This is a genomic window from Streptomyces sp. KPB2 (assembly GCF_003950055.1).
GTDB classification, from domain to species: domain Bacteria; phylum Actinomycetota; class Actinomycetes; order Streptomycetales; family Streptomycetaceae; genus Streptomyces; species Streptomyces salinarius.
In genome coordinates this window covers 666,557-688,247 of sequence record NZ_CP034353.1, presented here as the reverse complement: position 1 = coordinate 688,247, position 21,691 = coordinate 666,557, and the positions used below count along the sequence as shown (strand labels likewise).

Annotated in this window: 21 protein-coding genes; 9 read left to right on the top strand and 12 right to left on the bottom strand. The window is 72.8% G+C overall.

The genetic code is table 11. From position 1 onward, the window contains the following. Window positions 1–15: 15 nt before the first annotated feature. Window positions 16–1,437, bottom strand: a complete 1,422-nt coding sequence (locus tag D1J63_RS03170) for a lipase maturation factor family protein (RefSeq protein WP_125627623.1) — start codon at window positions 1,435–1,437, stop codon at window positions 16–18. Between the two features lie 118 nt (window positions 1,438–1,555). Here D1J63_RS03170 and D1J63_RS03165 point away from each other — a divergent pair, with 118 nt between their 5' ends. Next, window positions 1,556–3,646 (top strand): SpoIIE family protein phosphatase, encoded by a 2,091-nt coding sequence (locus D1J63_RS03165; RefSeq protein WP_125627622.1) that lies wholly within the window; start codon window positions 1,556–1,558, stop codon window positions 3,644–3,646. A gap of 40 nt (window positions 3,647–3,686) precedes the next feature. After that, window positions 3,687–4,550 carry a DNA-formamidopyrimidine glycosylase family protein gene (locus D1J63_RS03160; protein WP_125627621.1) on the top strand — a complete coding sequence of 288 codons (864 nt, stop codon included), beginning with the start codon at window positions 3,687–3,689 and terminating at the stop codon, window positions 4,548–4,550. 40 nt (window positions 4,551–4,590) lie between these two features. On the opposite strand, the gene D1J63_RS03155 is transcribed toward D1J63_RS03160, so the two are convergent. The 3 genes from D1J63_RS03155 to D1J63_RS03145 all read right to left on the bottom strand — a co-directional run bounded on the left by D1J63_RS03155 (window position 4,591) and on the right by D1J63_RS03145 (window position 6,635). After that, window positions 4,591–5,241 (bottom strand): zf-HC2 domain-containing protein, encoded by a 651-nt coding sequence (locus D1J63_RS03155; RefSeq protein WP_125627620.1) that lies wholly within the window; start codon window positions 5,239–5,241, stop codon window positions 4,591–4,593. A 183-nt stretch (window positions 5,242–5,424) separates the two neighbouring features. Further along, the gene (locus tag D1J63_RS03150) at window positions 5,425–5,940 is read right to left on the bottom strand and encodes a hypothetical protein (RefSeq protein ID WP_102930431.1); all 516 of its coding nucleotides are present in this window, start codon (window positions 5,938–5,940) and stop codon (window positions 5,425–5,427) included. A gap of 140 nt (window positions 5,941–6,080) precedes the next feature. Further along, the gene (locus D1J63_RS03145) at window positions 6,081–6,635 is read right to left on the bottom strand and encodes a sigma-70 family RNA polymerase sigma factor (RefSeq protein ID WP_125627619.1); all 555 of its coding nucleotides are present in this window, start codon (window positions 6,633–6,635) and stop codon (window positions 6,081–6,083) included. A 252-nt stretch (window positions 6,636–6,887) separates the two neighbouring features. Between D1J63_RS03145 and D1J63_RS03140 the strand changes: the two genes are divergently transcribed. Beyond that, the gene (locus D1J63_RS03140; RefSeq protein ID WP_125627618.1) at window positions 6,888–8,042 is read left to right on the top strand and encodes a CapA family protein; all 1,155 of its coding nucleotides are present in this window, start codon (window positions 6,888–6,890) and stop codon (window positions 8,040–8,042) included. 10 nt (window positions 8,043–8,052) lie between these two features. On the opposite strand, the gene D1J63_RS03135 is transcribed toward D1J63_RS03140, so the two are convergent. Beyond that, entirely contained in the window at window positions 8,053–8,541 is a 489-nt protein-coding gene (locus tag D1J63_RS03135; RefSeq protein WP_176152910.1) for a MarR family transcriptional regulator, read from the bottom strand. 58 nt (window positions 8,542–8,599) lie between these two features. Here D1J63_RS03135 and D1J63_RS03130 point away from each other — a divergent pair, with 58 nt between their 5' ends. After that, the gene (locus D1J63_RS03130; protein WP_125627617.1) at window positions 8,600–9,415 is read left to right on the top strand and encodes an alpha/beta fold hydrolase; all 816 of its coding nucleotides are present in this window, start codon (window positions 8,600–8,602) and stop codon (window positions 9,413–9,415) included. Here the strand turns inward: D1J63_RS03130 and D1J63_RS03125 are convergent. After that, window positions 9,412–10,818, bottom strand: a complete 1,407-nt coding sequence (locus tag D1J63_RS03125) for an amino acid permease (protein ID WP_125627616.1) — start codon at window positions 10,816–10,818, stop codon at window positions 9,412–9,414. The two genes, D1J63_RS03130 and D1J63_RS03125, sit on opposite strands and share 4 nt — an antisense overlap. Before the next feature lie 122 nt (window positions 10,819–10,940). Continuing rightward, on the bottom strand, window positions 10,941–11,402 hold the full coding sequence (locus D1J63_RS03120) for a universal stress protein (protein ID WP_007389268.1): 462 nt from the start codon (window positions 11,400–11,402) through the stop codon (window positions 10,941–10,943). A gap of 110 nt (window positions 11,403–11,512) precedes the next feature. Between D1J63_RS03120 and D1J63_RS03115 the strand changes: the two genes are divergently transcribed. After that, window positions 11,513–12,352 carry a polysaccharide deacetylase family protein gene (locus D1J63_RS03115; protein ID WP_125627615.1) on the top strand — a complete coding sequence of 280 codons (840 nt, stop codon included), beginning with the start codon at window positions 11,513–11,515 and terminating at the stop codon, window positions 12,350–12,352. Between the two features lie 33 nt (window positions 12,353–12,385). On the opposite strand, the gene D1J63_RS03110 is transcribed toward D1J63_RS03115, so the two are convergent. After that, window positions 12,386–13,051 (bottom strand): class F sortase, encoded by a 666-nt coding sequence (locus tag D1J63_RS03110; RefSeq protein ID WP_102930426.1) that lies wholly within the window; start codon window positions 13,049–13,051, stop codon window positions 12,386–12,388. A gap of 330 nt (window positions 13,052–13,381) precedes the next feature. Between D1J63_RS03110 and D1J63_RS03105 the strand changes: the two genes are divergently transcribed. Then, the gene (locus D1J63_RS03105; protein WP_061440977.1) at window positions 13,382–13,876 is read left to right on the top strand and encodes a hypothetical protein; all 495 of its coding nucleotides are present in this window, start codon (window positions 13,382–13,384) and stop codon (window positions 13,874–13,876) included. 83 nt (window positions 13,877–13,959) lie between these two features. Here the strand turns inward: D1J63_RS03105 and D1J63_RS03100 are convergent, their stop codons facing one another. The 3 genes from D1J63_RS03100 to D1J63_RS03090 form a co-directional block, all read right to left on the bottom strand. Continuing rightward, window positions 13,960–14,478 carry a hypothetical protein gene (locus tag D1J63_RS03100; RefSeq protein ID WP_125627614.1) on the bottom strand — a complete coding sequence of 173 codons (519 nt, stop codon included), beginning with the start codon at window positions 14,476–14,478 and terminating at the stop codon, window positions 13,960–13,962. A gap of 200 nt (window positions 14,479–14,678) precedes the next feature. Then, the gene (locus tag D1J63_RS03095) at window positions 14,679–15,443 is read right to left on the bottom strand and encodes a DUF4239 domain-containing protein (RefSeq protein WP_102930424.1); all 765 of its coding nucleotides are present in this window, start codon (window positions 15,441–15,443) and stop codon (window positions 14,679–14,681) included. Between the two features lie 16 nt (window positions 15,444–15,459). Then, window positions 15,460–16,065: a hypothetical protein gene (locus D1J63_RS03090; protein WP_125627613.1), complete on the bottom strand. Its 606-nt coding sequence runs from the start codon at window positions 16,063–16,065 to the stop codon at window positions 15,460–15,462. A gap of 266 nt (window positions 16,066–16,331) precedes the next feature. On the opposite strand from D1J63_RS03090, the gene D1J63_RS03085 reads away from it, so the two are divergent. The 3 genes from D1J63_RS03085 (at window position 16,332) to rmdA (ending at window position 20,460) form a co-directional block, all read left to right on the top strand. Further along, window positions 16,332–17,279 carry an SCO0930 family lipoprotein gene (locus D1J63_RS03085; RefSeq protein WP_125635139.1) on the top strand — a complete coding sequence of 316 codons (948 nt, stop codon included), beginning with the start codon at window positions 16,332–16,334 and terminating at the stop codon, window positions 17,277–17,279. A gap of 227 nt (window positions 17,280–17,506) precedes the next feature. Further along, window positions 17,507–18,319: an SAM-dependent methyltransferase gene (locus D1J63_RS03080; RefSeq protein WP_102928200.1), complete on the top strand. Its 813-nt coding sequence runs from the start codon at window positions 17,507–17,509 to the stop codon at window positions 18,317–18,319. Beyond that, complete coding sequence (rmdA, locus tag D1J63_RS03075) at window positions 18,316–20,460, top strand: cyclic Di-GMP phosphodiesterase RmdA (protein WP_102928199.1); 2,145 nt, start codon at window positions 18,316–18,318, stop codon at window positions 20,458–20,460. The genes D1J63_RS03080 and rmdA overlap by 4 nt, the downstream gene beginning before the upstream one ends. Before the next feature lie 377 nt (window positions 20,461–20,837). Here rmdA and D1J63_RS03070 read toward each other — a convergent pair whose 3' ends face one another. Next, window positions 20,838–21,674: a LysR family transcriptional regulator gene (locus tag D1J63_RS03070; protein WP_125627612.1), complete on the bottom strand. Its 837-nt coding sequence runs from the start codon at window positions 21,672–21,674 to the stop codon at window positions 20,838–20,840. Window positions 21,675–21,691 lie beyond the last annotated feature (17 nt).

Below are 21,691 nucleotides of genomic sequence, written 5' to 3'. Positions count from 1 at the left end.
ACCGGGCCCGCGGGGTCACGACCGGTCCGGCACCCCGGTCAGCCGCGTCGGCGGCAGGTACTCCCGCACATACGTCCGCTCCCAGCACGCGCCCGTCTCCCGCAGCTCCCGCCAGGTCGTGTACCGGTACCGGAACAGCCGGGCGCGCACGAAGCGCGGCGGCGCGTCGGGCGGGAAGGGGGAGCTGCGCAGCAGCCGCAGCGTCGCCCGGTCGTTCTCCAGCAGCCGCTCCACGAGGGTGCCGAACCACGATCCGGCGTAGGAGGGCGACAGCGCCGCGAACCACATCAGCCAGTCCAGGCGCAGATGGTACGGAGCGAACTGGCGCGGCCAGCGGCGCGGATCACCGGGTTTGCCCTTGAACTCGTACTCCCGCCAGTCCCCGTCCTTCCTGGCCACCTCGTCGGCGGTGCCCTCGACCACAACCTCGTACCGCACCCGGCTGACGGAGCCGAAGGCGCCGTAGGTGTTGACCAGGTGGAGGGAGTCGAAGGAGCGGTTCATCACCTGGCGGCGGGAGATCATGTTGCGCACCGGCCGGTGGCTCAGGAACACCAGCAGCGCCGCCACCGCCAGGACCACCACCTCGTACCAGAGCGGCGCGGCGGCCGTGGCCGGCGGATCGGCCGGGAAGCGCACCACCGACAGGGCCAGCACGATGGTGATCCAGTTGAGCCAGGAGAAGTTGCCCGAGAGCACCAGCCACAGCTGGGTCGCGACCATCAGCGCCGCGGCGGCCGTCGACACGGGGTGCGGCGCGAACAGCAGGAAGGGCACCACCAGCTGGGTGACGTGGTTCGCGGCGACCTCGACGCGGTGCAGCGGCCGGGGGAGGTGGTGGAAGAACCAGCTCAGCGGGCCCGGCATCGGCTGCGTCTCGTGGTGGTGGTCCAGGCAGGTCAGCTTCCGCCAGCACTCGTCGCCGCGCATCTTGATCAGCCCCGCCCCGAACTCCACCCGGAACAGCAGCCAGCGCAGCAGGAACAGCACCACGACCGGCGGGGCCACCTCCTCGTTGCCCAGGAACACGGCGACGAAGCCGGTCTCCAGCAGCAGCGACTCCCAGCCGAACGCGTACCAGGTCTGTCCGACGTTGACGATCGAGAGGTACAGCGCCCACGGCACCAGCCACAGCACCATCGCCCCCCACAGGGGCAACAGCGAGTCGAGACCCGCCACCAGCGCCGCCGACACCGCACAGCCCGCCCAGGCACAGCCCGCGAAGAACCGGTCCGAGTAGCGCCACTGGAACAGACTCGGCGCCCGCCGGAAGGGCACCCGCTCGACGAAGCGGGGGACGGGTGTCAGACCGCGCTCGCCGAGCAGCGCCCGGAACTGCAGGGCGGCCGTCAGGAACGCGACCAGGTACACGACGGCCAGGGCCCGCTGGAAGACCAGCCGGGCGAGCCAGTAATCGGGTGCGGTGAACCACTCCACGGCCGGGGCTCCTCTCGTACCCGCTCCGTGTACCCGTCCCGGCGACCCGGCCCCCCTTCCGCGCTGCCCGGCGGGCCAAGAGTCGAAGAATCCGGCAAATCCTGGCAAGGTGGGGTCCATGTCTGATCGGGGAGCGAGCGCCCCGTCACTCCCGGACGACTGGCCCGCCCACCCGGACCCGATCCTGGCGCTCAACCGCATGGGCAGCTTCGACTGGGACCTGGACGCCGGACTGTTCCACATGGACGCCCAGGCCCACGAGGTGTTCGACCTGCGCCCGGAGGAGTACGACGGGCGCCCCGAGTCGCTGGCGCTGCGCGTGCCCACGGCGGAGAGCCGCCGGATGGACACCATCGTCGCCCGGGCCATGAAGGACGGCAGCGAGAACTACGGCACCTACTTCCGGCTGCGCCGCCGCGACGGCACGCTGCGCTGGACCCACACCCAGGGCTACATCCGACGGGACGAGACCGGCCGTCCCCGCCGGATCATCGGCATCGTGCGCGACGCCACCCAGGAGATGGCCGACATCGCGGCCAACCGGGAGCAGGCCGCGCTGGACGAGGCCCGTCGGCGGCTCACCAACGTCGTGCAGCTCGCCACGGCCGCACTCGCGCACGCCCGCACCGTGGACGACGTCATCGAGGTGCTGCGCGACACCCACGGCCTCACCCGGCTGGGCGCCACCAGCCTGGTGATGGGCCTGGTCGAGGCCGGCCGCATCCGGCTGGTCGCCGACGGCCCCGAGAACAGCTTCGTTCCCGGCACCCGGGTCACCCGGATCGACGAGCCGTACCCGATGAGCGAGGCCGTACGGACGCTCAGCCCCCGCTTCATCGAGTCGCCGGAGGAGTTCGCCGAGCGCTACCCGGGGCTGTGGAAGAACATCACCCACCTGAACATCACCGCCGCCGCCTACCTCCCGCTGATCGCCCAGGCCCGGCCGATCGGCGCCATCGGGCTGCTCTACAGCGACCGGCAGGGCTTCTCGGCGGAGGACCGCAACGTCCTCGTCGCGCTCGGCAGCGGCATCGCGCAGAGCCTGCAGCGGGCCATGCTCTACGAGCAGGAGATGGACCTCGCCGAAGGCCTCCAGCAGGCCATGCTGCCGCGCACCATCCCCAGCGTGCCCGGCTGCGACGTCGCCGTCCGCTACCGCGCCGCCTCCATCGGCGGCACCCTCGGCCGGGACATCGGCGGCGACTGGTACGACCTGATCCCGCTGCCCGGCGGTCGCGTCGGCGCCGTCATCGGCGACGTCCAGGGCCACGACACGCACGCCGCCGCCGTCATGGGCCAGCTGCGGATCGTGCTGCGCGCCTACGCCGCCGAGGGCCACCCGCCGGCCACCGTCATGGCGCGGGCCTCGGTCTTCCTGCACGAACTGGACACCGACCGCTTCGCGACCTGCCTGTACGCCGAGGCCGACCTGGGCACCGGCGTGGTCCAGGTGGTCCGCGCCGGACACATCGACCCCCTGCTGCGCTTCGGCGACGGCACCTGCCGCCTGGTCCGCGTCGAGGGCGGGCTGCCGCTCGGCCTGTCCGCCGAGTTCGGGCGCCTCGCCTACCCGGTCGCCACCCTGGAGCTGGACCCGGGCAACACCCTGCTGCTGTGCACCGACGGCCTGGTCGAGCAGCCGGGCGCCGACCTCGACGAGGGGATGGAGGTCCTCACGGCGCTGATCAGCTCCGGACCCCAGGACGTGCGGGACCTGGCCGACCGGCTCATCGACGTGGCCGACGAGCGCCGCGGCGACGACGACGTCGCGCTGCTCCTGCTGCGCCGCCACGGCGCGGGCGCCCCCAAGACCTTCGGCCGGGTCCAGCAGCACGTCTCGCCGGGCGACCCGGAGGGCCTCACCGAGGCCCGGCACATGGTCCGCGCCGCGGTCCGCTCCTGGGGCGCCAAGGGCCGCAGCGACGAGATCGAACTGGTCGCCGACGAGCTGATGACCAACGCCCTCATGCACACCGAGGGGTCCGCGATCGTCACGCTGCGGCTGCTGACCGGGACCGACCGGCGACTGCGGGTCGAGGTCGAGGACTCCTCCAGCGCCCTGCCGCGCCGCCGCGAGGCCGGGGACGACGGGGTCTCCGGGCGGGGCCTGCTCCTGGTCGACACGCTCGCCGACGGATGGGGCGTGGAAGCGCGCGGCGGCGGCAAGGTCGTGTGGGCGGAGTTCGTGGTGGCGCACGCCGCGGGCTGATCCCACTGGCACCACCGGCGTCCGGTGGCACTCTTGACGTATGCCAGAACTGCCCGAGGTCGAGGCGCTCCGCGACTTCCTGACCGAGCACCTCACCGGCCGCGAGATCGTCCGGGTGCTGCCCGTGGCGATCAGCGTGCTCAAGACGTACGACCCCCCGCTCACGGCGCTGGAGGGCCACCGGGTGGCGGGCGTGCACCGGTACGGCAAGTTCCTCGACGTCGAGACCGGGGGCGGCCCGCATCTGGTGACCCATCTGGCCCGGGCCGGCTGGCTGCACTGGAGGGACAGCCTCCCCAGTGGCATGCCGAGGCCCGGCAAGGGCCCGCTCGCCCTGCGGGTCGCCCTGGAGACCGGCGCCGGCTTCGACCTGACGGAGGCGGGCACGCAGAAGCGGCTCGCGGTGTACGTCGTGGCCGACCCGCGGGAGGTGCCCGGCGTGGCCCGGCTCGGCCCCGACCCGCTCGCCGACGACTTCGACGAGGCGCGCTTCGCCGCCCTCCTCGACGGTGAGCGGCGGCAGCTCAAGGGCGCCCTGCGCGACCAGAGCCTGATCGCGGGCGTGGGCAACGCGTACAGCGACGAGATCCTGCACGCCGCGAAGATGTCCCCGTTCAAACTGGCCGCCTCCCTCACCGGCGAGGAGACCGCGCGGCTGTACGCGGCCCTGCGCGACACGCTCACCCAGGCGGTGGAACGCTCCCGGGGTGTCGCCGCCGGACGCCTGAAGGCCGAGAAGAGGAGCGGGCTGCGCGTGCACGGGCGTACGGGTGAGCCCTGCCCGGTGTGCGGGGACACCGTCCGCGAGGTCTCCTTCAGCGACTCCTCGCTCCAGTACTGCCCGACCTGTCAGACCGGCGGCAAACCGCTGGCGGACCGCAGGATGTCCCGGCTGCTGAAGTGACCGACCCGAGCGGACCCGGGGGAGCCGGCCACGGCGGCGGTCATCCGGCCGGCAGGGTCACCAGGTGCTCCCCGTCCGCCGTCCGCACCTCGTAGCGGTCGATCTGGTCCGGATGCAGGGCCGCCCCGCCGCGCACGGTGTGCGGCCGGTCCTCGTCCCCGGGGACCATCCAGCTGGTGATCGTCTGCTCGGACCCGTCGCTGCCGACGGCCACGAGCCGGCACGAGCGTGGCCCCGCCCCGTCCTTGACCTCGAGCCGTACACCCGTGCCCCAGACCTCGTCCTCGGCCGTGATCCGCGCCCACACCCCGGTCCGCGCGTCGGTCGCGGTGAGCGGCGCCGCCGACTCGCCCTGCTGGGCGTACAGCACGGCACCGGGCCCGGCCACGGCGCACACGACGGCGGCGGCCACGGCGTACAGCACCCGTCGGCGCCCGGCCCGGCGACGGCCGGCCACCTCGGACAGCAGCCGGTCGAGCAGTCGCGGTCCGGGTCCGGTCAGCGGGTGGACGAATCGGGGCGTCGCCTGCCGGTACAGCATCAACTGGCGGGTGGCGGGGCCGAATTCGGTCACCTGGGCCGCGCACCGGGGGCACTCCATGAGGTGGTCCTCGAAGCGGAACGCTTCCGCCTCGTCCAGCACGCCGAGCGCGTAGGCGCCGACGTCACCATGACTTTCCAGGGACCTCATGCCGAATCCTCGTACCGTTGGGTGCGGGTGGGGTTACTCCTTGCTCCCACCCGTACGCACCCGACCGCCGAATCACTCAAGCCGCGATCGAATCGCAACCAAGGTGTTCGGAGCGGTCCGCGCCGCGGATTGGTCCGTCCCCGGAGAAAGCCGGCGGGCCGGCCGGGGCGCCGGCGTGGACGGCTAGAACAGGTGGATGGCGAGGTGCCCCAGCGGCAGCCCGAGCTGCCAGGCCGGCGTCCACACCTTCGGCCCCTCGTCCTCGCCGGTCACCGCCGCACCGCCGGGGACCGCGTTCAGGTCCGGGGCCAGCAACTCGGTGTCCTGGAGCCAGCGCCAGGCCGCCCGGGCCAGGTCCAGGTCCGGCGAGTGGCGTCCTGCGGCGACCGCGTCGGCCGTGACCTCGGCCAGCCGTCCGTGCACCCACTCGTGCCAGGGCTGGTCGTAGGCGGTCAGGGACAGCCAGGTCTCCAGGTGGGTGACGACCCGGATGCCGCTCAGTTCGCCGTCCGTGTCGGACAGGAAGACGGTGAGCGCCAGCGCGTCGCGTCCGGCGCGGAACTCGAAGGACGTCGGCGGCATCAGGTCGCCGGTCCGCAGCAGCTCGTCGGCGATGTACTCGGCGTACAACCACGCCATGGGAACGCTCAGTTCGCCCCCACCGGTGCCGTCCGTGCTCTCTTGGCCTCTGTGCAGCATCCCTTCCTGCCTTCCTCCGGTGCGTGCGCGTCGCCCGACCGGGTCGTGGACCCCCGTCCGGAACACGGATGAGGACAGCCGACTGCCCAACCGGGGTCCTGGGCAAGGCGCTTTACGGAGGCTTGACCAAAGGGTCGGTTTCACCGCAGGTCGGCGGCGTATCCCGGTAGCACCCTGCGCATGGCGCGCAGCGCGTAGTACGCGCGGGACTTCACGGTACCGGGTGGGATGCCGAGGGTTGTCGCGGCTTCCGCCACACTCGCCCCCTGGAAGTACACCAGCACCAGGACTTCACGGTGCTCCGGAGTGAGTGTCTTCACAGCCTCGCGCACATCGAGGGCCGCGGCGGCCCGTTCGGCGTGGTCCGCGCAGACGCGGGCGTTCTCCAGCACGGCGTCGCCGACCTCCGCGGGGCGCGCCTGGCGGGCGCGGCGCGCGTCGATCGCGAGCCGCCGGGCCACGGTGAGCAGCCACGGCCGTACGGAGTCGAAGTCGTCGGCGCGCAGGGCCTCGGGGTGCTGCCAGGCGCGGACCAGGGTCTCCTGCACGAGGTCCTCGGCGCGTTGCCGGTCGCCGTCGCTGAGCCGCAGCAGCAGCGCGAAGAGCGGCCGGCCGTGCTCGCGCTGCAGTGCGGCGAGCTCGTGCTCGGCGGTCGTCCCGTTCGCTGTGTCCGTGAGGGTGATTCCGGCCGTCATGGCCGTATGGCATCGCAGGGGGCCGGACGGGGACAGGGCGCACGCACGGGTGTGCGGCGGACGGTCGATCGCGTCGACGAACGGTTCGACGAACGGTCGGTACGCGGTCGGCGGGGCGCCGCGCGGCCCGTTCGCGCCCGCCGGACGGGCTAATGGGCGTGTCGAAGCCGCCTGTGACGAGCCGTGACTCTTTACCTATTCGTACGTAAATGTGACTTTTCATCGGTGTGTGCGACCCAGCGGAGTGAACGTATGATCACACGCAGTCGGCAGGTGGCCCTGGCCCTGACCGCCCTCCTCACGGCGGGCGCGGCCTGCCAGGCCCACGACCACGAACCGCCGAAACCGCCGGCCCCTGCCCCGCCCGCCGCCGTCGAAGGCTCCTTCACCCTGGTCGCCTCAGGGGACGTGCTCCCGCACGACTCGATCATCGAACGGGCCCGCTTCGACGCCGGCGGCACCGGCTACGACTTCCGCCCCATGCTCTCCGGTGCCCGGCCCGTCGTCTCGCGCGCCGACCTGGCCCTGTGCCACATGGAGACCATCTACGGCGCGAACGGCGACTACAGCGGCTACCCGCTCTTCAAGTCCCCGCCCGAGGTGGCGAAGGCGCTGGCCGCCACCGGCTACGACGGCTGCTCCACCGCCTCCAACCACAGCGTCGACGACGGCGCGGCCGGCATCCGACGCACCCTGGACGCGCTCGACCGCGCCGGCGTACGGCACGCCGGGACCGCGCGCACCGCGGGCGAGGCCGACACCGTGACGGTCCTGCGCGCGGGCCGGGCCCGGGTGGCCCACCTCGCCTACACCCTGCACACCAACGGCCACCCCCTTCCCGACGGCCAGCCGTGGGCGGTCGATCTGATCGACGAGGCGCGCGTCGTCGAGGACGCCCGGGCCGCGCGGAAGGCCGGCGCCGACGTCGTCGTCGTGTCGCTGCACTGGGGCACCGAGTGGCAGGACGCGCCCGACCGGGACCAGTTGGCCCTGGCCCGGAGCCTGACCGCCGCCCGCACCGGCGACCGCCCCGACATCGACCTGATCCTCGGCACCCACGCCCATGTCCCGCAGGCCTACGAGAAGGTCAACGGCACCTGGGTGGTCTACGGCATGGGGGACCAGATCGCGGGCGAGATGGTCAACGACCGGGGCGTCCGCGACCCGCGCGGCAACCAGTCGACCATCGGCCGCTTCACCTTCGCCCCGCCCGACCGGGCCGGCGAACGCTGGAAGGTCACCAAGGCCGAGTTCGTCCCGCAGCTGTTCGACGTCGACGCCGGCCGGGTGGTGAACCTCAACAGCGCGCTGGACGAGGGAGCCGAACTGCGGGGCGTGCGCGACCGCATCCGCGACGTGGTGCTCAGCCGGGGCGCCGCCGAGGACGGACTGGTGATGGGGGAGTAGGGGGAGCGGGTCAGACGTCCTCCACGTGGTCGAGGGCGCTGAGCATGGCCCCGAGCACGCGCAGGCAGGTGGTGAGGTCGGAGTCCGTGAGGTCGCCGCCGACCTGGCCCAGGAGCACGTTCTCCCGGTCGAGGACGGCGGCGACCACGGTGCGGCCCTCGTCCGTGAGCCGGATCAGCGACGACCGCCGGTGCGCGGGGTTGGGGACGCTCTCCACCAGGCCCCGGGCGGCCGCGTCGTTGACCATCCGCTGCACGAACTGGCGGCTGATCGCCTGTGCCCGGCCCATCTGCGGCACGGTCATCGGGCCGTTGCGGTGCAGCAGGGCCAGGACGGCGCGGACGCCCACGGAGAGCCCCTCGGGCGCCAGGCCCTGCTCCACGAGGCGCTGCGCGCGCCGGTAGACCGGGCCGACCAGGTCGTACACCTGGGTGAGGCGGTGCGCGAGTTCGTCGGGCGGGAGAGGGGGGTCCGGGAGAGGGGGGTCCAAGTCCGTCACTCGCTCATTATGACATCCCGGTTGTCAAAATATGGCGCATGATGACACCCTGGTTGTCATGACTGCTGCCGCGGATCTCCGCCACTTCGCTTCCGCCGACGGCGACCTCGCCTACCGCGACACGGGCTCGGGGCCCGCGCTGGTGCTGCTGCACGGCGGATTCCTCGATCACCGCATGTGGGACGACCAGGTGAGTGCCCTCGCGGCGACCCACCGGGTCGTCGTCCCCGACGCCCGCGGTCACGGCGCCTCCGCCAACGCGACCCGCCCCTACCGGCCGGCCGACGACGTCGCCGCCCTGCTGCGCCACCTCGACATCGACTCCGCGGTGCTGGTCGGCCTCTCGATGGGCGGCGGCGTCGCCGTCGACACGGCCCTGGAGCACCCCGGACTCGTGCGCGCCCTGGTCGTGTCCGGGGCCGGGACCAGCGAGCCCGACTTCCAGGACCCGTGGACCGTCTCGGTGCTCGCCGAATGGGGCCGGGCACTGGCCGCCGGCGACGTGGACGCCTGGGTGGAGGCGTTCCTGCGCTTCGTGCCCGGCCCGCACCGGACGGCGGACGACGTCGACCCCGCCGTCGTGCGCCGCCAGCGCGACATGGCCCTCGGCACCGTACGCAAGCACACGGCCGACGAGCCCGACCACAGGATCCCGGTCCGGGACACCTGGGAGCGGCTCCCGGGCATCGGCGTACCGGTGCTCGCCGTCCGGGGCGGCGTCGACAGCGAGGACCACCTGCGCATGGCCGACCGGCTCGCCCGCACCGTCCCCCGCGGCCGTTCCGTCACCGTCGAGGGCACGGCCCACTACCCGAACATGGAGCGTCCGGACGCGTTCAACGAGCTGGTCGCCCGCTTCCTGGCCGCCCTCTAACGGCCCGCCAGCTCCGACTTCCGGTACGAGTACGCGAAATAGATCACCAGACCGACCACGAACCACACGGCGAACCGCACCCAGGTCTGCCACTGAAGGAACGTGATCAGCCAGATCGAGAAGACGATGCCCAGCGCCGGCACGAACGGCATCCACGGGGTACGGAAGGTGCGCGGCAGGTCCGGCTGCCGGTAGCGCAGCACGATCACCGCCGCGCACACCACCACGAACGCCAGCAGGATGCCGATGTTGGTCAGCTCCGCCGCCTCGCCGATCGGCAGGAACCCGGCGATCACCGCGGACGCGACCCCGACGATCCAGGTGACCCGGGTCGGCACGTGCCGCGTCGGGTGCGTCTTGGCGAACCACTTGGGCAGCAGCCCGTCGCGCGACATGGAGAACCACACCCGGGTCACGCCCAGCATGAAGGTGAACATCACCGTGAGGATGCCGATGATGGCGCCCACCGCGATGATGTCGGCCAGTGAGCTGAGCCCCACCGACTTGAACGCCGTGGAGAAGCCGCTCTCCGGGTCGATGTCCTTGTAGTTCTGCATGCCGGTCAGCACCAGACAGGCCGCCACGTACAGCACCATCGAGATGATCAGCGAGTAGATGATCGCCTTCGGCATGTGCCGCTGGGCGTCCTTCGACTCCTCGGCCGCCGTCGACATGGCGTCGTAGCCGAAGACCGCGAAGAACACCGTCGCCGCGCCGGTGAACGCCCCGCCGACGCCGAACGGGAAGAACGGGTGGTAGTTCGAGCTGTTGATGTGGAAGACGCCCACCCCGATCACCAGCAGCACCACCAGCACCTTCAGCACGACCACGATCATCTCGAAGCGGGCCGCGTTCCTGATGCCCAGCGTCAGCAGATACGCGATCAGCAGGCACAGCACGGCCGCGAACAGGTCGACCTTGTGCCCGTCGCCGGTGCCCGGCGCGCCCAGCATCCAGTTCGGCAGGTCGGCGCCCATCTCGCCGACCAGGAAGCTGAAGTAGCCCGAGATGCCGATCGCGACCACCGCCACGATCGCCGTGTACTCCAGGAGCAGGTCCCAGCCGATGAACCAGCCCACCAGCTCGCCCAGGACCGCGTAACCGTAGGTGTAGGCGGAGCCCGCCTTCGGGATCATCCCGGCGAACTCGGCGTACGACAGGGCGGCCGCCGCACTCGCGACACCGGCGATGAGGAAGGAGATCAGGACCGCCGGACCCGCCGTGCCGTTGGCGACCGTGCCGGCCAGCGTGAAGATGCCTGCGCCGATGATGCCGCCGACGCCGATCGCGGTCAGCTGCCACAGCCCCAGCGAACGGACCAGGCCGCCGCCGCTCTCCGTCTCCTCGATGTGCTCGATGGGTTTGCGGCGGAGAACGCCCTCGCCCATGCGGAACCCGGCCATGCGCCTCACCTCTTTGTGATCGGCAAACGGCTGACGGTGGATCATGATGACTCACACACGTCCGCTACGGAAGGCACGACGCACGACGGGCCGGGGACGGGCGCGCGGGAAACCCGTACCCGCTACGGCACCACCGTCACCGGCCAGCGCCCCGACTTCACCAGCCGCACCGCCACCGAACCGACGAACCGGTGCCCGGCCTGCTCGGAGGCGCCCACCACCACGGCGTCCGCCTTCAGCTCGTCGGCCGTCTGCACCAGGCCGCTGTACGGGTCGCCGCGGAACGTGTGGAACTCCCAGCGGATGTCGAATATCCCCTTCACCCGCTCGGTCGCCTCCCGGATCTGGGCCACCAGTTCCTCGGCGATCTCGTCGGTCGTCTCCGCCACCGACGCCCCGAGCGCCGCACCCCCCGCCAGCACCGGCTGCACGTAGACCACCGCGAGCAGGGCGCCCTGCCGCCTGGCCAGCCCGCCGGCGTAGGCCGCGGCCCGCAGCGAGGAGTCGGAGCCGTCCACACCGACGACGATGACCTTCGGTCCGTCCGTGCCGCGTTCGAACTGATGGGAGTGCTGTTCCGTCACGCGGCGAGGCTATCGGAGACCCTCGTGATCTTGAGCCGGGTGGGTGGTTTCACGCCCCCGCACCGGTGTTGCTCAGGTGCGGCGCACCGTCGCCGGGCGACTGATGAGTCATGGAGAAGGATCAGTTGCTCACCCGCCGCACCCTGCTCACCGGCGTCGCGGCCCTGGGCGCGGCGGGCACCGCCGGCGCACTCGCCGCGGGCCTGGGGGACGGCCCGGCGAAGCCGCCCGCCCCCGTACCCGCGGCCGGGCCCCCGCAGCGCAGCCCGCTCAAGCCCTCCGCCTACCGCCTGAAGCCCCTGACCGGATACGACGCACCGCGTGCCGCGCCCCGGCGGCCCCCGGTGCGCAGCGAGCCGATCCTGCGCATGACCGGCCGGGGCCGCACCATGCTGCTCACCTTCGACGACGGCCCGCACCCCGAATACACCCCCGAGATCCTCGACACCCTCGCCGAGCACAAGGTGCACGCGACGTTCTTCGTGTGCGGGGAGATGGCGGAGTGGAACCGCGACCTGCTCGCGCGGATGTACGACGAGGGGCACGTGGTCGGGAACCACACCTGGTCGCACCCGCTGCTGACCAAGCTGAGCCGGCGCCGCATCCGCTCCGAGATGGAGCGCACCAGCGAGGTCGTCGAGGCGGCCTACGGCGAGGCGCCCCGCTGGTTCCGGGCCCCGTACGGAGCCTGGAACCGCGACACCTTCCAGCTCGGCGCGGAACTCGGCATGGAGCCGCTCGCCTGGACCGTGGACACCCTGGACTGGACGACACCCGGCACCGGGACCATCGTCGACCGCGTCGAGGAGGGCGCGGGCCCCGGCGTCGTGGTGCTCTCGCACGACGCCGGGGGCAACCGCTCGCAGAGCGTGCGCGCCCTGCGCCGCTACCTGCCCGAGCTGCTCGACTCCGGCTACCACCTCACCGTCCCCCGGCGGCGGCTGATCTGACCGCCGACGGCGCACCCGCCCGGCCGGGGCCGCTCAGCGGACCTCGACCAGGCGGGCGAACACGACGACGTTCCCGTCGTAGCCGTTCTCCTTGGTGAAACCGCCGCCACAGGTGATCACCCGCAGTTCCGGGGTGCCCTTCGAGGCGTAGACCCGGTCGCCCGGGAAGTTGTCCGTCTCGAAGACCTCGATGCCGTAGATCTCGAAGACCGCCGTCTTTCCGTCCTGGCGGTGCACCTCCACCTTGTTTCCCTTTTTCAGGGCGCCGAGTCCGTAGAACACGGCGGGGCCCTGCTGGTTGTCGACGTGACCGACCACGACCGCGGTGCCCTTCTCCCCCGGGGAGACCGCGCCGGTGAACCAGCCGGCCAGGTTCGGGTCCTCGGGCGGCGGCGCGTCGACCCAGCCGTCCGGGTCCAGACCGACGCCCATGACCGGCGCGTCGACCTGGATGGCGGGGATGGAGACCTGGTCGGGGACCGAGTACGGCAGCGGTGTGACGCCGGGGGCGGCGGCGTCGCCGGGGGTCGCGCGGGTGTCCGGGGCGGCGGCCGACGCCGGCTGGGGCGGGCCCACGTCGAACTCTCCCGAGCCGTTGCGGATGAGCGCGAGACCGGTCAGCAGAACAAGCGCTATCACGCCCCAGGGAGCGCGCTTCCTCCGCCGCTCCTCCTCTTCGGCCAACTCGGAGTCGTACATTCGCCTTCCCCTCTCGACCCGGCCGTCGCCGGATCATCCGCGCATACGAGCACGCTAAGCGGCGTGCGGGGGACCGGCGACGGGGCGGCGGCGAACGGGTGGTGCGCGCCTCCTCGCGTGCGCCATCCGGGAGGAGGCCGACGGAGATTTTCTGACGGTGCGTGACCTGCGGCGATATCCACTCGCGCGGTTTCGGCCCGGCACCCCTCTCACCAGGACGGACCATTCCCGAAATGCGGCTGCGCGCAGGTCAACTGAGGGTCTTTCTGGGAGGCGCTTCTCGCCGATCGACCGGGGACGGGACCCGGGGCGTCTTCCGCGGAGGATCACATGCGCAACACTCGTGCCCTCGCGGCAGCCGGCGCCGCCGTCGCTGTCCTCGGACTGGCCGCCCCCGCGGCCACCGCGGGCGGCGACCACAACCAGCCGAGCAACATCGTCGCCCTGCCCAGTGTGATCGCCCGCGGCGGCCAGATGACCGTCACGGTCGACGGCTGCCCCCAGGGCGGCACCATGACCTCGGACGCGTTCCGGACCACCCACCTGACGCCGGTCAGGGGAGCCAACGAGACGTCGAAGGGCACCGCCACCATCAAGCAGGACGCCAGGCCGGGCTCGCACGACATCACCGTCAACTGCTCGGGCCGGCGGCTGACCCGGCCGGCCGCCTTCACCGTCATCGGCGGCGTCCGCGGCGGCCTCGGCGGCAGCAGCTCCAGCGGGGCGACCTCGACCGACATCGCGATCGGCGGCGGGCTCGTCGCCGCGGCCGTCGCCGGCGGCGGGCTGTTCTGGCTGCGCCGCAGGTCCGAGCGGCGGATCTGACCGCACGGCGCGGGACGGCGACGGCACTTCGCCCCGGATCCGGTGGGGATCCGGGGCGAAGTGCCGTGCGCGGTGCGGACGGGTCAGGCGCCGTCCTCGCCGGAACGGCGGCGCGAGAGGTGGTACGCCGTGCCCACCGCCGCCGCGATGAGCGCCGCGCCGAGCCCGATCTGCTTCAGGTCGAACCCGGCGACGCTGCCGCCCTCCCCGGCGTGCACGCCCTTGGACCGCCAGGGCTCGTCGGAGGGGTGGTGCGAGCCGCCGCCGGCGATGGTCAGGTCCACGGTGCCGGTCTTGTCCCGACAGGCGAACGTCACTCGGTAGACCGCCCCGCGCCGGGCGTCCCGGTCGACCCGGGCCGTCGCGGAGGACTCGTGCCGGGGGATGGTGACCGTGTCGAACACCGGCGAGGTGACCGTGACCCGCCCGTGGCAGCCCGCGGCGGTGCGGCCCACTCCCAGCGTGACCTCCCCGCCCGGCGCCACGGTGGCGGGGGAGACGGTGAAGCCGAACGTGTTCGAGCCCACGGCCCCGGCCGGCACGCAGGCGGACAGTGCGGCGGCGCCCAGCAGTGCGACCGAGGCGACGGGTATCGCGCGCATGGTGAATCCTCCGGGTCCCCGAGGAGCAGCGGCGGACCTGTTCCGCTCGCGCCAGGAATGCACCTCGATGTCCGAAACGCTAGGAAGCCGTGCGCATCGCCGCGATCTCTGTCGCGCGAATGGGGCAAGAGTGTGGGCCGCTCAGGGGACGGTGACGGCGTGTCGGCCGCCGCCGTCCCCGACGGCGTGTCCGTCCCCGGTCAGTCCCCGGCACCCGGGAACAGGCTGAGGAACGGCTCGGTGGACGCCGAGACGCCCCGGCTGAAGGGTGCGTCGAAGTCCCAGATCAGGAAGAGCAGGAAGGCGATCAGCGCGGAGAACAGCCCCGCGAGGACCAGTTCGCGGGGCGTGCGCCGGATCTGCAGGGCGAAGACCATGCCGATGGTGACGACGGCCCCGGCGATGAGCCCGAACCACACCACCCCCGGCATGGTCGCCCCGGTCGACTGCGCCCGGGAGTTGCGGGCCTGGTCCGCGAGGGCCACCTGGTCGACGAGGGGCTGGTACGCCTGGGCCTCGAAGTCCGACTTCGGCTCGTAGTCCGTGACGTCCGCGCGGACGCGGTCGAGCAGCTCGGTGCCGCGGTCGGTCACCTCGCCGTGGTCGGCCATCGCCTTCCACTCGGTGGTGACGACGTGTCCGACATAGGCGTTGACATCCGCCCGGATGCGGTCACGTACCTCGGGCGGATAGACCCGGGCCCGCTCCGAGATCTCGTGCAGCGCGACGGCCTCCGTCTGCACGTCGGCCTCGGCCGCGCTGCGCGCCTCCCAGACCCCGGCGATGGCCAGGCCCAGGACGATGGCGTACACCACGCCGATCCACATCGTCATGTACTCGATGACGTCCGGCGTCTCGGTGATGTCCTCGTCGTCGGACGCCGTGCGGTGCCGTACGAGGGTGATGACGACCACCACGACACAGGCGGCCAGCATCGCGAGGGTGAGAACAAGCCATTCCGGCAAGAGAGGCCTCCAGGGATCAGCGCGCACGGAGCGCGGCGACCGCGATCACCGCGGGCACCGTGATGAGCAGGACGAAGACGAGCGGCGACGTGGCCCCGCGCGAGGACCGCTGCGGCGGCCGGGCGGTGCGGTGGCGCGGATAGTGCACCGGGCTGAGCGAGGGCCGGGGCGTGGGCGTGACCGACGGGGTGGGCGCGGGCGCCTCGGGCCGGACCGGCGGCGGAGTGGGCCGGGGCTTCGGCGTCGGAGTCGGCGTCGACCGGGGCGGCGCCGGGCGCGGAGCCGGAGCCGGCGGCGGCTCGGGCTTCGGCGTCGGTGGCGCGGGCCGGGGAGGCTTCGGCGAGGGCGGCGGCGGGGGCGGCGGCTCGGGCGGCGGAGGCGTGGGCGTCGGAGTCGGGGTGGGCGTGGGCGTCGGGGTGGGCCGGGGACACGGCGGGAAGGTGGGCCAGGAGAGGCTCCCGGCGACCGCCACGGCGTCCGTGCCGCCCGGCCCGGTCGAGGCGTACGCACAGGCGTCGGCCTGCGCCGGGCCGGCCGGTATGCCGACGAAGGTGAACGTCAGCGTCACCAGGGCCAACACCCGTCCGGCGGCTGCGGATCGGGTCGGTTCGGGTCCATGCACGACGCAGATCATGAAGCCTGGCGCACCGCCCCAGGTCCGAGTGTCCGACGATTGCCCCAAAGGAGGGACATACCCCGACCTGGGGTTTGACGGCGGCGGACCCGCACCCGCCGGAGCCCGCACATGCGTACGAGGGGTCGGGTGCCGGTGCCGGGGCTGAAGAAATCCCGCCTTCCGTTGAACACAACGGGCTTCCCCGCGCGTACCCAGTGTCGTGCGGCGGCCGGCAGGGCCCCCAACACCTTCGTGACGATCGGGGATTGACGATGAAGACCTCCTGGCGGAGCGCCTCACTCGTGGCGAGCGCTGCGGCGGTGCTGGCGCTGACGACGGCGTGCGGCCAGGACGGCGGCGCCGCCGCCGGCAGCCAGAACGTGGGCGCGACGGCCGCGCCCGGCGACGTCGGCGACCTCGGTGCGGGCGCCGGAGACGGAGTCGGCACCGGCGCGGGAGCCGGCCAGGCCTCGGCGAGCGCGCCGGAGCCCGCGGGCAAACTGTCCGTCTCGGCCAACGCCGACTTCGGCGAGCTGGTGACCGACGGAGCGGGCCGCACCCTCTACCGCTTCGACGCCGACACCGCCGAACCGCCCAAGACGACCTGCGAGAACGACTGCGCGAGCACGTGGCCGCCGGTGGCCGCGGACGACGCCATCGCCGGCGAGGGCATCGACAAGGACCTGCTCGGCGAGGTCACCCGCCCCGACGGGACCAAGCAGCTGACGATCGGCGGCTGGCCCGCGTACCGCTACGCCAAGGACGCCTCCCCCGGAGACGTCAAGGGCCAGGGCGTCGGCAAGAAGTGGTACGCGCTGGCCGCCGACGGCAAGAAGGCCAAGGCCGAGCCGGCCGCCGGGCTGTCCACCCGCAACGATCCCAAGCTCGGGGAGATCGTCGTCGACAAGAACGGCATGACCGTCTACCGGTTCATGAAGGACGAGGCCTGGCCGAAACCGGTGTCGGCCTGCACCGGAGCGTGCCTGGAGAAGTGGCCGGTCGTGGCGCCCGTCGAGGCGAACGACACCAAGGGCGTGGAGAAGAAGGGGCTGATGAGCTTCACCCGGCCCGACGGCGCCGCCCAGCAGACGATCGACTGCTGGCCCATCTACACCTTCGCCGGCGACAAGAAGGCCGGCGACACCAACGGTCAGGGCGTCGGCGGCACCTGGTACGCCGTCAAGCCCGACGGAAAGCCGGTCGGCGCACCGAAGAAGTAGCGACCTCCCGCCCGCCGCCCTTCGGCGCACGACCAGCGGGCCGTCCCCTTCGCACCCAGGCGGAGGGGACGGCCCCGTTCGTGCGCTTTGGCATGCCTTCGCCCAACGGCACGTGCCCCGGGCAGTGACCGGGAACGGACGGTCAATTTCCGTTTGGGCTCGCCCGTTTGGCGGGCGATCAGTAGCCTCAGCTCGAACACCGGATCGCCTATGCCTTGGAGAGCTAGATGGAGCGTCCCGCCTGGGCCCCTCGCAGCATCGACATCTCGGTGCCCAGCGTGTCCCGGATCTACGACTTCTACCTGGGCGGTTCGCACAACTTCGAGGTCGACCGGGAAGCGGCCCGCAGGGCCATGGAGTTCATGCCGGGACTACCCAAGATCATGCAGGCCAACCGGGCGTTCATGCGCCGGGCCGTGCGCTTCGCGGCCGACGAGGGCATCGACCAGTTCCTCGACATCGGCTCCGGAATCCCCACCTTCGGCAACGTCCACGAGGTGGCCGCACGCAGCCGCCCCGGCGCCCGCGTGGTGTACGTCGACCACGACCCGGTGGCGGTCGCGCACAGCGAGGCTGTCCTGGCGGGCCACGACGACGCGGACGTCGTGGCCGGCGACCTCCTCAAGCCGGCCGAGATCCTCGCCAGTCCCCAGGTGGAGCGGCTGATCGACCTGAATCGACCGGTCGCCCTGCTGCTGGTTGCCATACTGCACTTCGTGGAGGACGAGGACGACCCGTACGCGGCGGTGGCCGAGCTGAGCGACGCGCTCGCCCCGGGCAGCCTGCTCGTCCTCACGCACGCCTCCTACGAGAACATCCCGCTGCCCGCCGAGCGGGCCGGGGGCGCGGTGGACGTGTACAAGGACATCCGCAATCCGCTGATCATGCGTTCGCGCGAGGAGATCGCGCGGTTCTTCGAGGGGTACGACATGGTGGAGCCCGGACTGGTTCCGATGCCGCGCTGGAGGCCGGAGGGGGAGCCCGAGGACGAGGACCCGTACGCGTTCTCCGGGTTCGCCGGCGTGGGGCGTACGGCGTGAGCGCGGAGCCGGACGGGCCGGAGGACAGACTGCGCCGGTTCGCCACGATCTGGAGCCGGGCGGTGTTCCCGGTGACCTCCACCTCGGCCACCCGGCCCGAGTTCGAGGCGCAACTGCTGCCGCTGGCCCGCCGGCTGAGCGAGGTGCTGCGCGCGCGGAGCTTCGACGCGGCCGAGGCCAAGGACGTCGGCGCCGCCCTCGTCGACGCGCACTGCACCGACCCCGACGCGCTCTCCCGGACGCTGGACTGCGTCGACGCCTACCTGGTGCTGTACTGCGGCGAGGACGGCGACCCGGAGGACCTGCGGGCCCGTTCGGCCCGGCTCCAGCACGCCATGGCGGCCGGGTTCGCCGGGGCACTGCGCGCCCGGACCCTCGCCGAGCAGGAGGCCATCGCACAGGCCGCCCTGAAGGCGCAGGGCGTGGTCGCCGAGGCCCTGCACGCCAGCGAGGCCCGTTTCCGCGCGGTCTTCGAGGGCGCCGCCATAGGCATCGGCATCGCCGACCTGGAGGGCAACATCCTCCAGGTCAACGAGGCCTTGATGCGCATGTTCGGCATCGCGGACGCCTCGTTCGGCGGCCGCCGGGCCACGGAGTGGACGCACCCCGACGACGCGCCGCAGACCTGGCGGCTCTACGAGGAGCTGGTGCGCGGCGAGCGCGAGCACTACCACGTGGAGAAGGCCTTCTACCGGCCCGACGGCACCGTCCTGTGGACCAACCTCACCGTCTCCCTGCTCCGCGACGCCGACGGCACCCCGCAGTACCAGCTCGCGCTGATGGAGGACACCACCGAGCGGCGGCTGCTCAACCTGCGGCTGCGCTACGAGGCCACGCACGACGCGCTCACCGGGCTGCCCAACCGCAGCTTCTTCTTCGAACGCCTGGAGAAGGCCCTGAACGCGGGCCCGGGCCAGCGCTTCGGCCTGTGCTATCTCGACCTCGACGGCTTCAAGACGGTCAACGACAGCCTCGGCCACGCGGCCGGCGACCGGCTGCTCGTGGAGGTCGCCGACCGGCTCCAGGCCTGCGCCACCGCCCCCGGCGAGATGGTCGCGCGGCTCGGCGGCGACGAGTTCGTGGCGCTGACCACCGGCCCCGACACCCGGCACGAGGTCGACGAGCTGGCCGGCCGCATCATGAACGCGCTGCTCGCCCCGGTCAGCGTCGACGGCCGGGAACTGACCGTGCGCGGCAGCATCGGCATCGTCGAGGGCCCGGCGGGGGAGCGCAGCCCGGCGGAGGTGCTGCGCAGCGCCGACATCACCATGTACCGGGCCAAGTCGGCGGGCGGCAACCGCTTCGAGCTGGCCGACCCGGAGGCCGACGCCCGCGTCATCACCCGGCACGGGCTGACCACCGCGCTGCCCGCGGCCCTGGAACGCGGCGAGTTCTTCATCGAGTACCAGCCGCTGGTCCACCTCGGTGACGGCGGTGTGCGCGGCGCCGAGGCGCTGGTGCGCTGGCTGCACCCGCAGCACGGGGTGCTCGGCCCCGACCGCTTCATCCCGCTCGCCGAGCACACGGGGCTGATCGTGCCGCTGGGCCGCTGGGTCCTGGAGCAGTCCGTGCGGCAGGCCCGCCTGTGGCGCGAGCGGTACGGCGAGGGCGGCGCCGCGGGCCCGCTGCGGATCAACGTCAACCTCTCGCCCTGCCAGCTCACCCACCCCGGCCTGGTCCAGGACACCGTCGAGATCCTGGAGCGGGCCGGCGTCACGCCGGACGCGCTGTGCCTGGAGGTGACCGAGTCGGCCCTGATCGGCGCCGACGACGACCTGCTGAAACCGCTGCGCCGGCTGGCCGAGATGGGCGTCGACATCGCCCTGGACGACTTCGGCACCGGCTACTCCAACCTGGCCAACCTGCGACGGCTGCCCGTGAGCGTCCTCAAGCTGGACCGCTCGTTCACGCAGAGCATGCAGCAGTTCCCGGCGGACCCCGTCGACCTGAAGATCGTCGAGGGGATCGTCGCCCTCGCCCACAGCCTGGACCTCGCGGTCACAGTGGAGGGCGTGGAGACCGGCGCCCAGGCCGAGCAGCTGCGCATACTGGGCTGTGACACGGCCCAGGGCTGGTACTACGCCCGCCCGGGCCCGCCGGAGCGGCTGCACGACCTGGCACTGGTGGACGCCACGGGCTGAACGGGGCCGCCGGTCGCCCCGGGGTCCGTTGCGGTCGGCCCGAGCCGGTCGGTCCGGGGTCCGGCACCGACCGCCCGAGCCGGTGGGTGCGGGGTCCGTCACGGTCGGCCCGAGCTGGTCGGCCGGGGGTTCGTTGCGGTTGGCCTGAGCCGGTGGGTCCGGGGTTCGTTGCGGTCGGCCCGAGCGGGTCGGCCCGGGGTCCGTCACGGTCGTCTCAGGCTCCGTACCGAGCGGCCGGGCCGCGACGCACGCCTTGCCGCATGTGCCCGCGCGGCACATCCCAGCCCCGGGACGGCCCGGGTCCAGCGTGAGCCCAGCCGTGGGCGGCTCGGCTCTCCTCCGAGCGTGGGGGCTCTGCTCCTGCCCCGGCGACCCGGTCACGTCCCCGCGCGGGCCGCCTCGGCGATCTCGGTTGCCGTGCGGACGAGGGCCGCGGTGGCCGTGGAGCGGGACTGTTGGGGCCAGGCGAGGGCCAGGACGACCGGTGGGGCGTCCAGGACCGGGCGGTAGGCGAGGCCCGGGCGTGGGTAGCGGGCGGTCACCGACGCGGGCAGCAGGGTGACGACCTTGCCCAGGGAGGCGGCCGTGAGCACCTGGGCCAGGTCGCCGTGACCGCGCGCGGCCTCGTCGATGTGCCGCTCCACGCTGCCGGCGTCCAGGCCGAGGTCGGCCAGCTCCAGCCGGTCGCGGGCGGCGAGCGGATGGTCCGCGGCGAGGACGGCGACGCGTGGTTCGGCGGCCAGCGTCTCCGTGTCCAGGCCGGTACGGTCGAACGGCGCGTGGACCAGGGCCACGTCCGCCTCGCCGCTGCGCAGCAGCCCCGGCTGTTCCCGCCACCCGCACAGCCGGACGGCGACCGGTACGGACCCGGGCTCGGCCGCGTAACGCGCCAGGATCGGCTCCAGCAGCCCCGCGTCCCCGTCGGCCTTCACGGCCAGCACCAGCTTCGGTTCCTCGGCCGCGCGCCTGGCCCGGCGCCCCGCGGCCTCCAGGGCGTCCAGCGCGACGCGGGCCTCCGCGAGCAGGACGTCCCCGGCCGGGGTCCGGGTGACACTGTGCGTGGTCCGCTCGAACAGGGTGACGCCCAGCTCGGCCTCGAGGCGGCGGATCGCCCTGGACAGGGGCGGCGGGGAGATGCCCAGCCGCTCGGCGGCGCGCGCGAAGTTGAGTTCCTCGGCGACCGCCACGAAGTAGCGCAGGGCTCGCGACTCCACGCTCCGCCTCCCGCCGT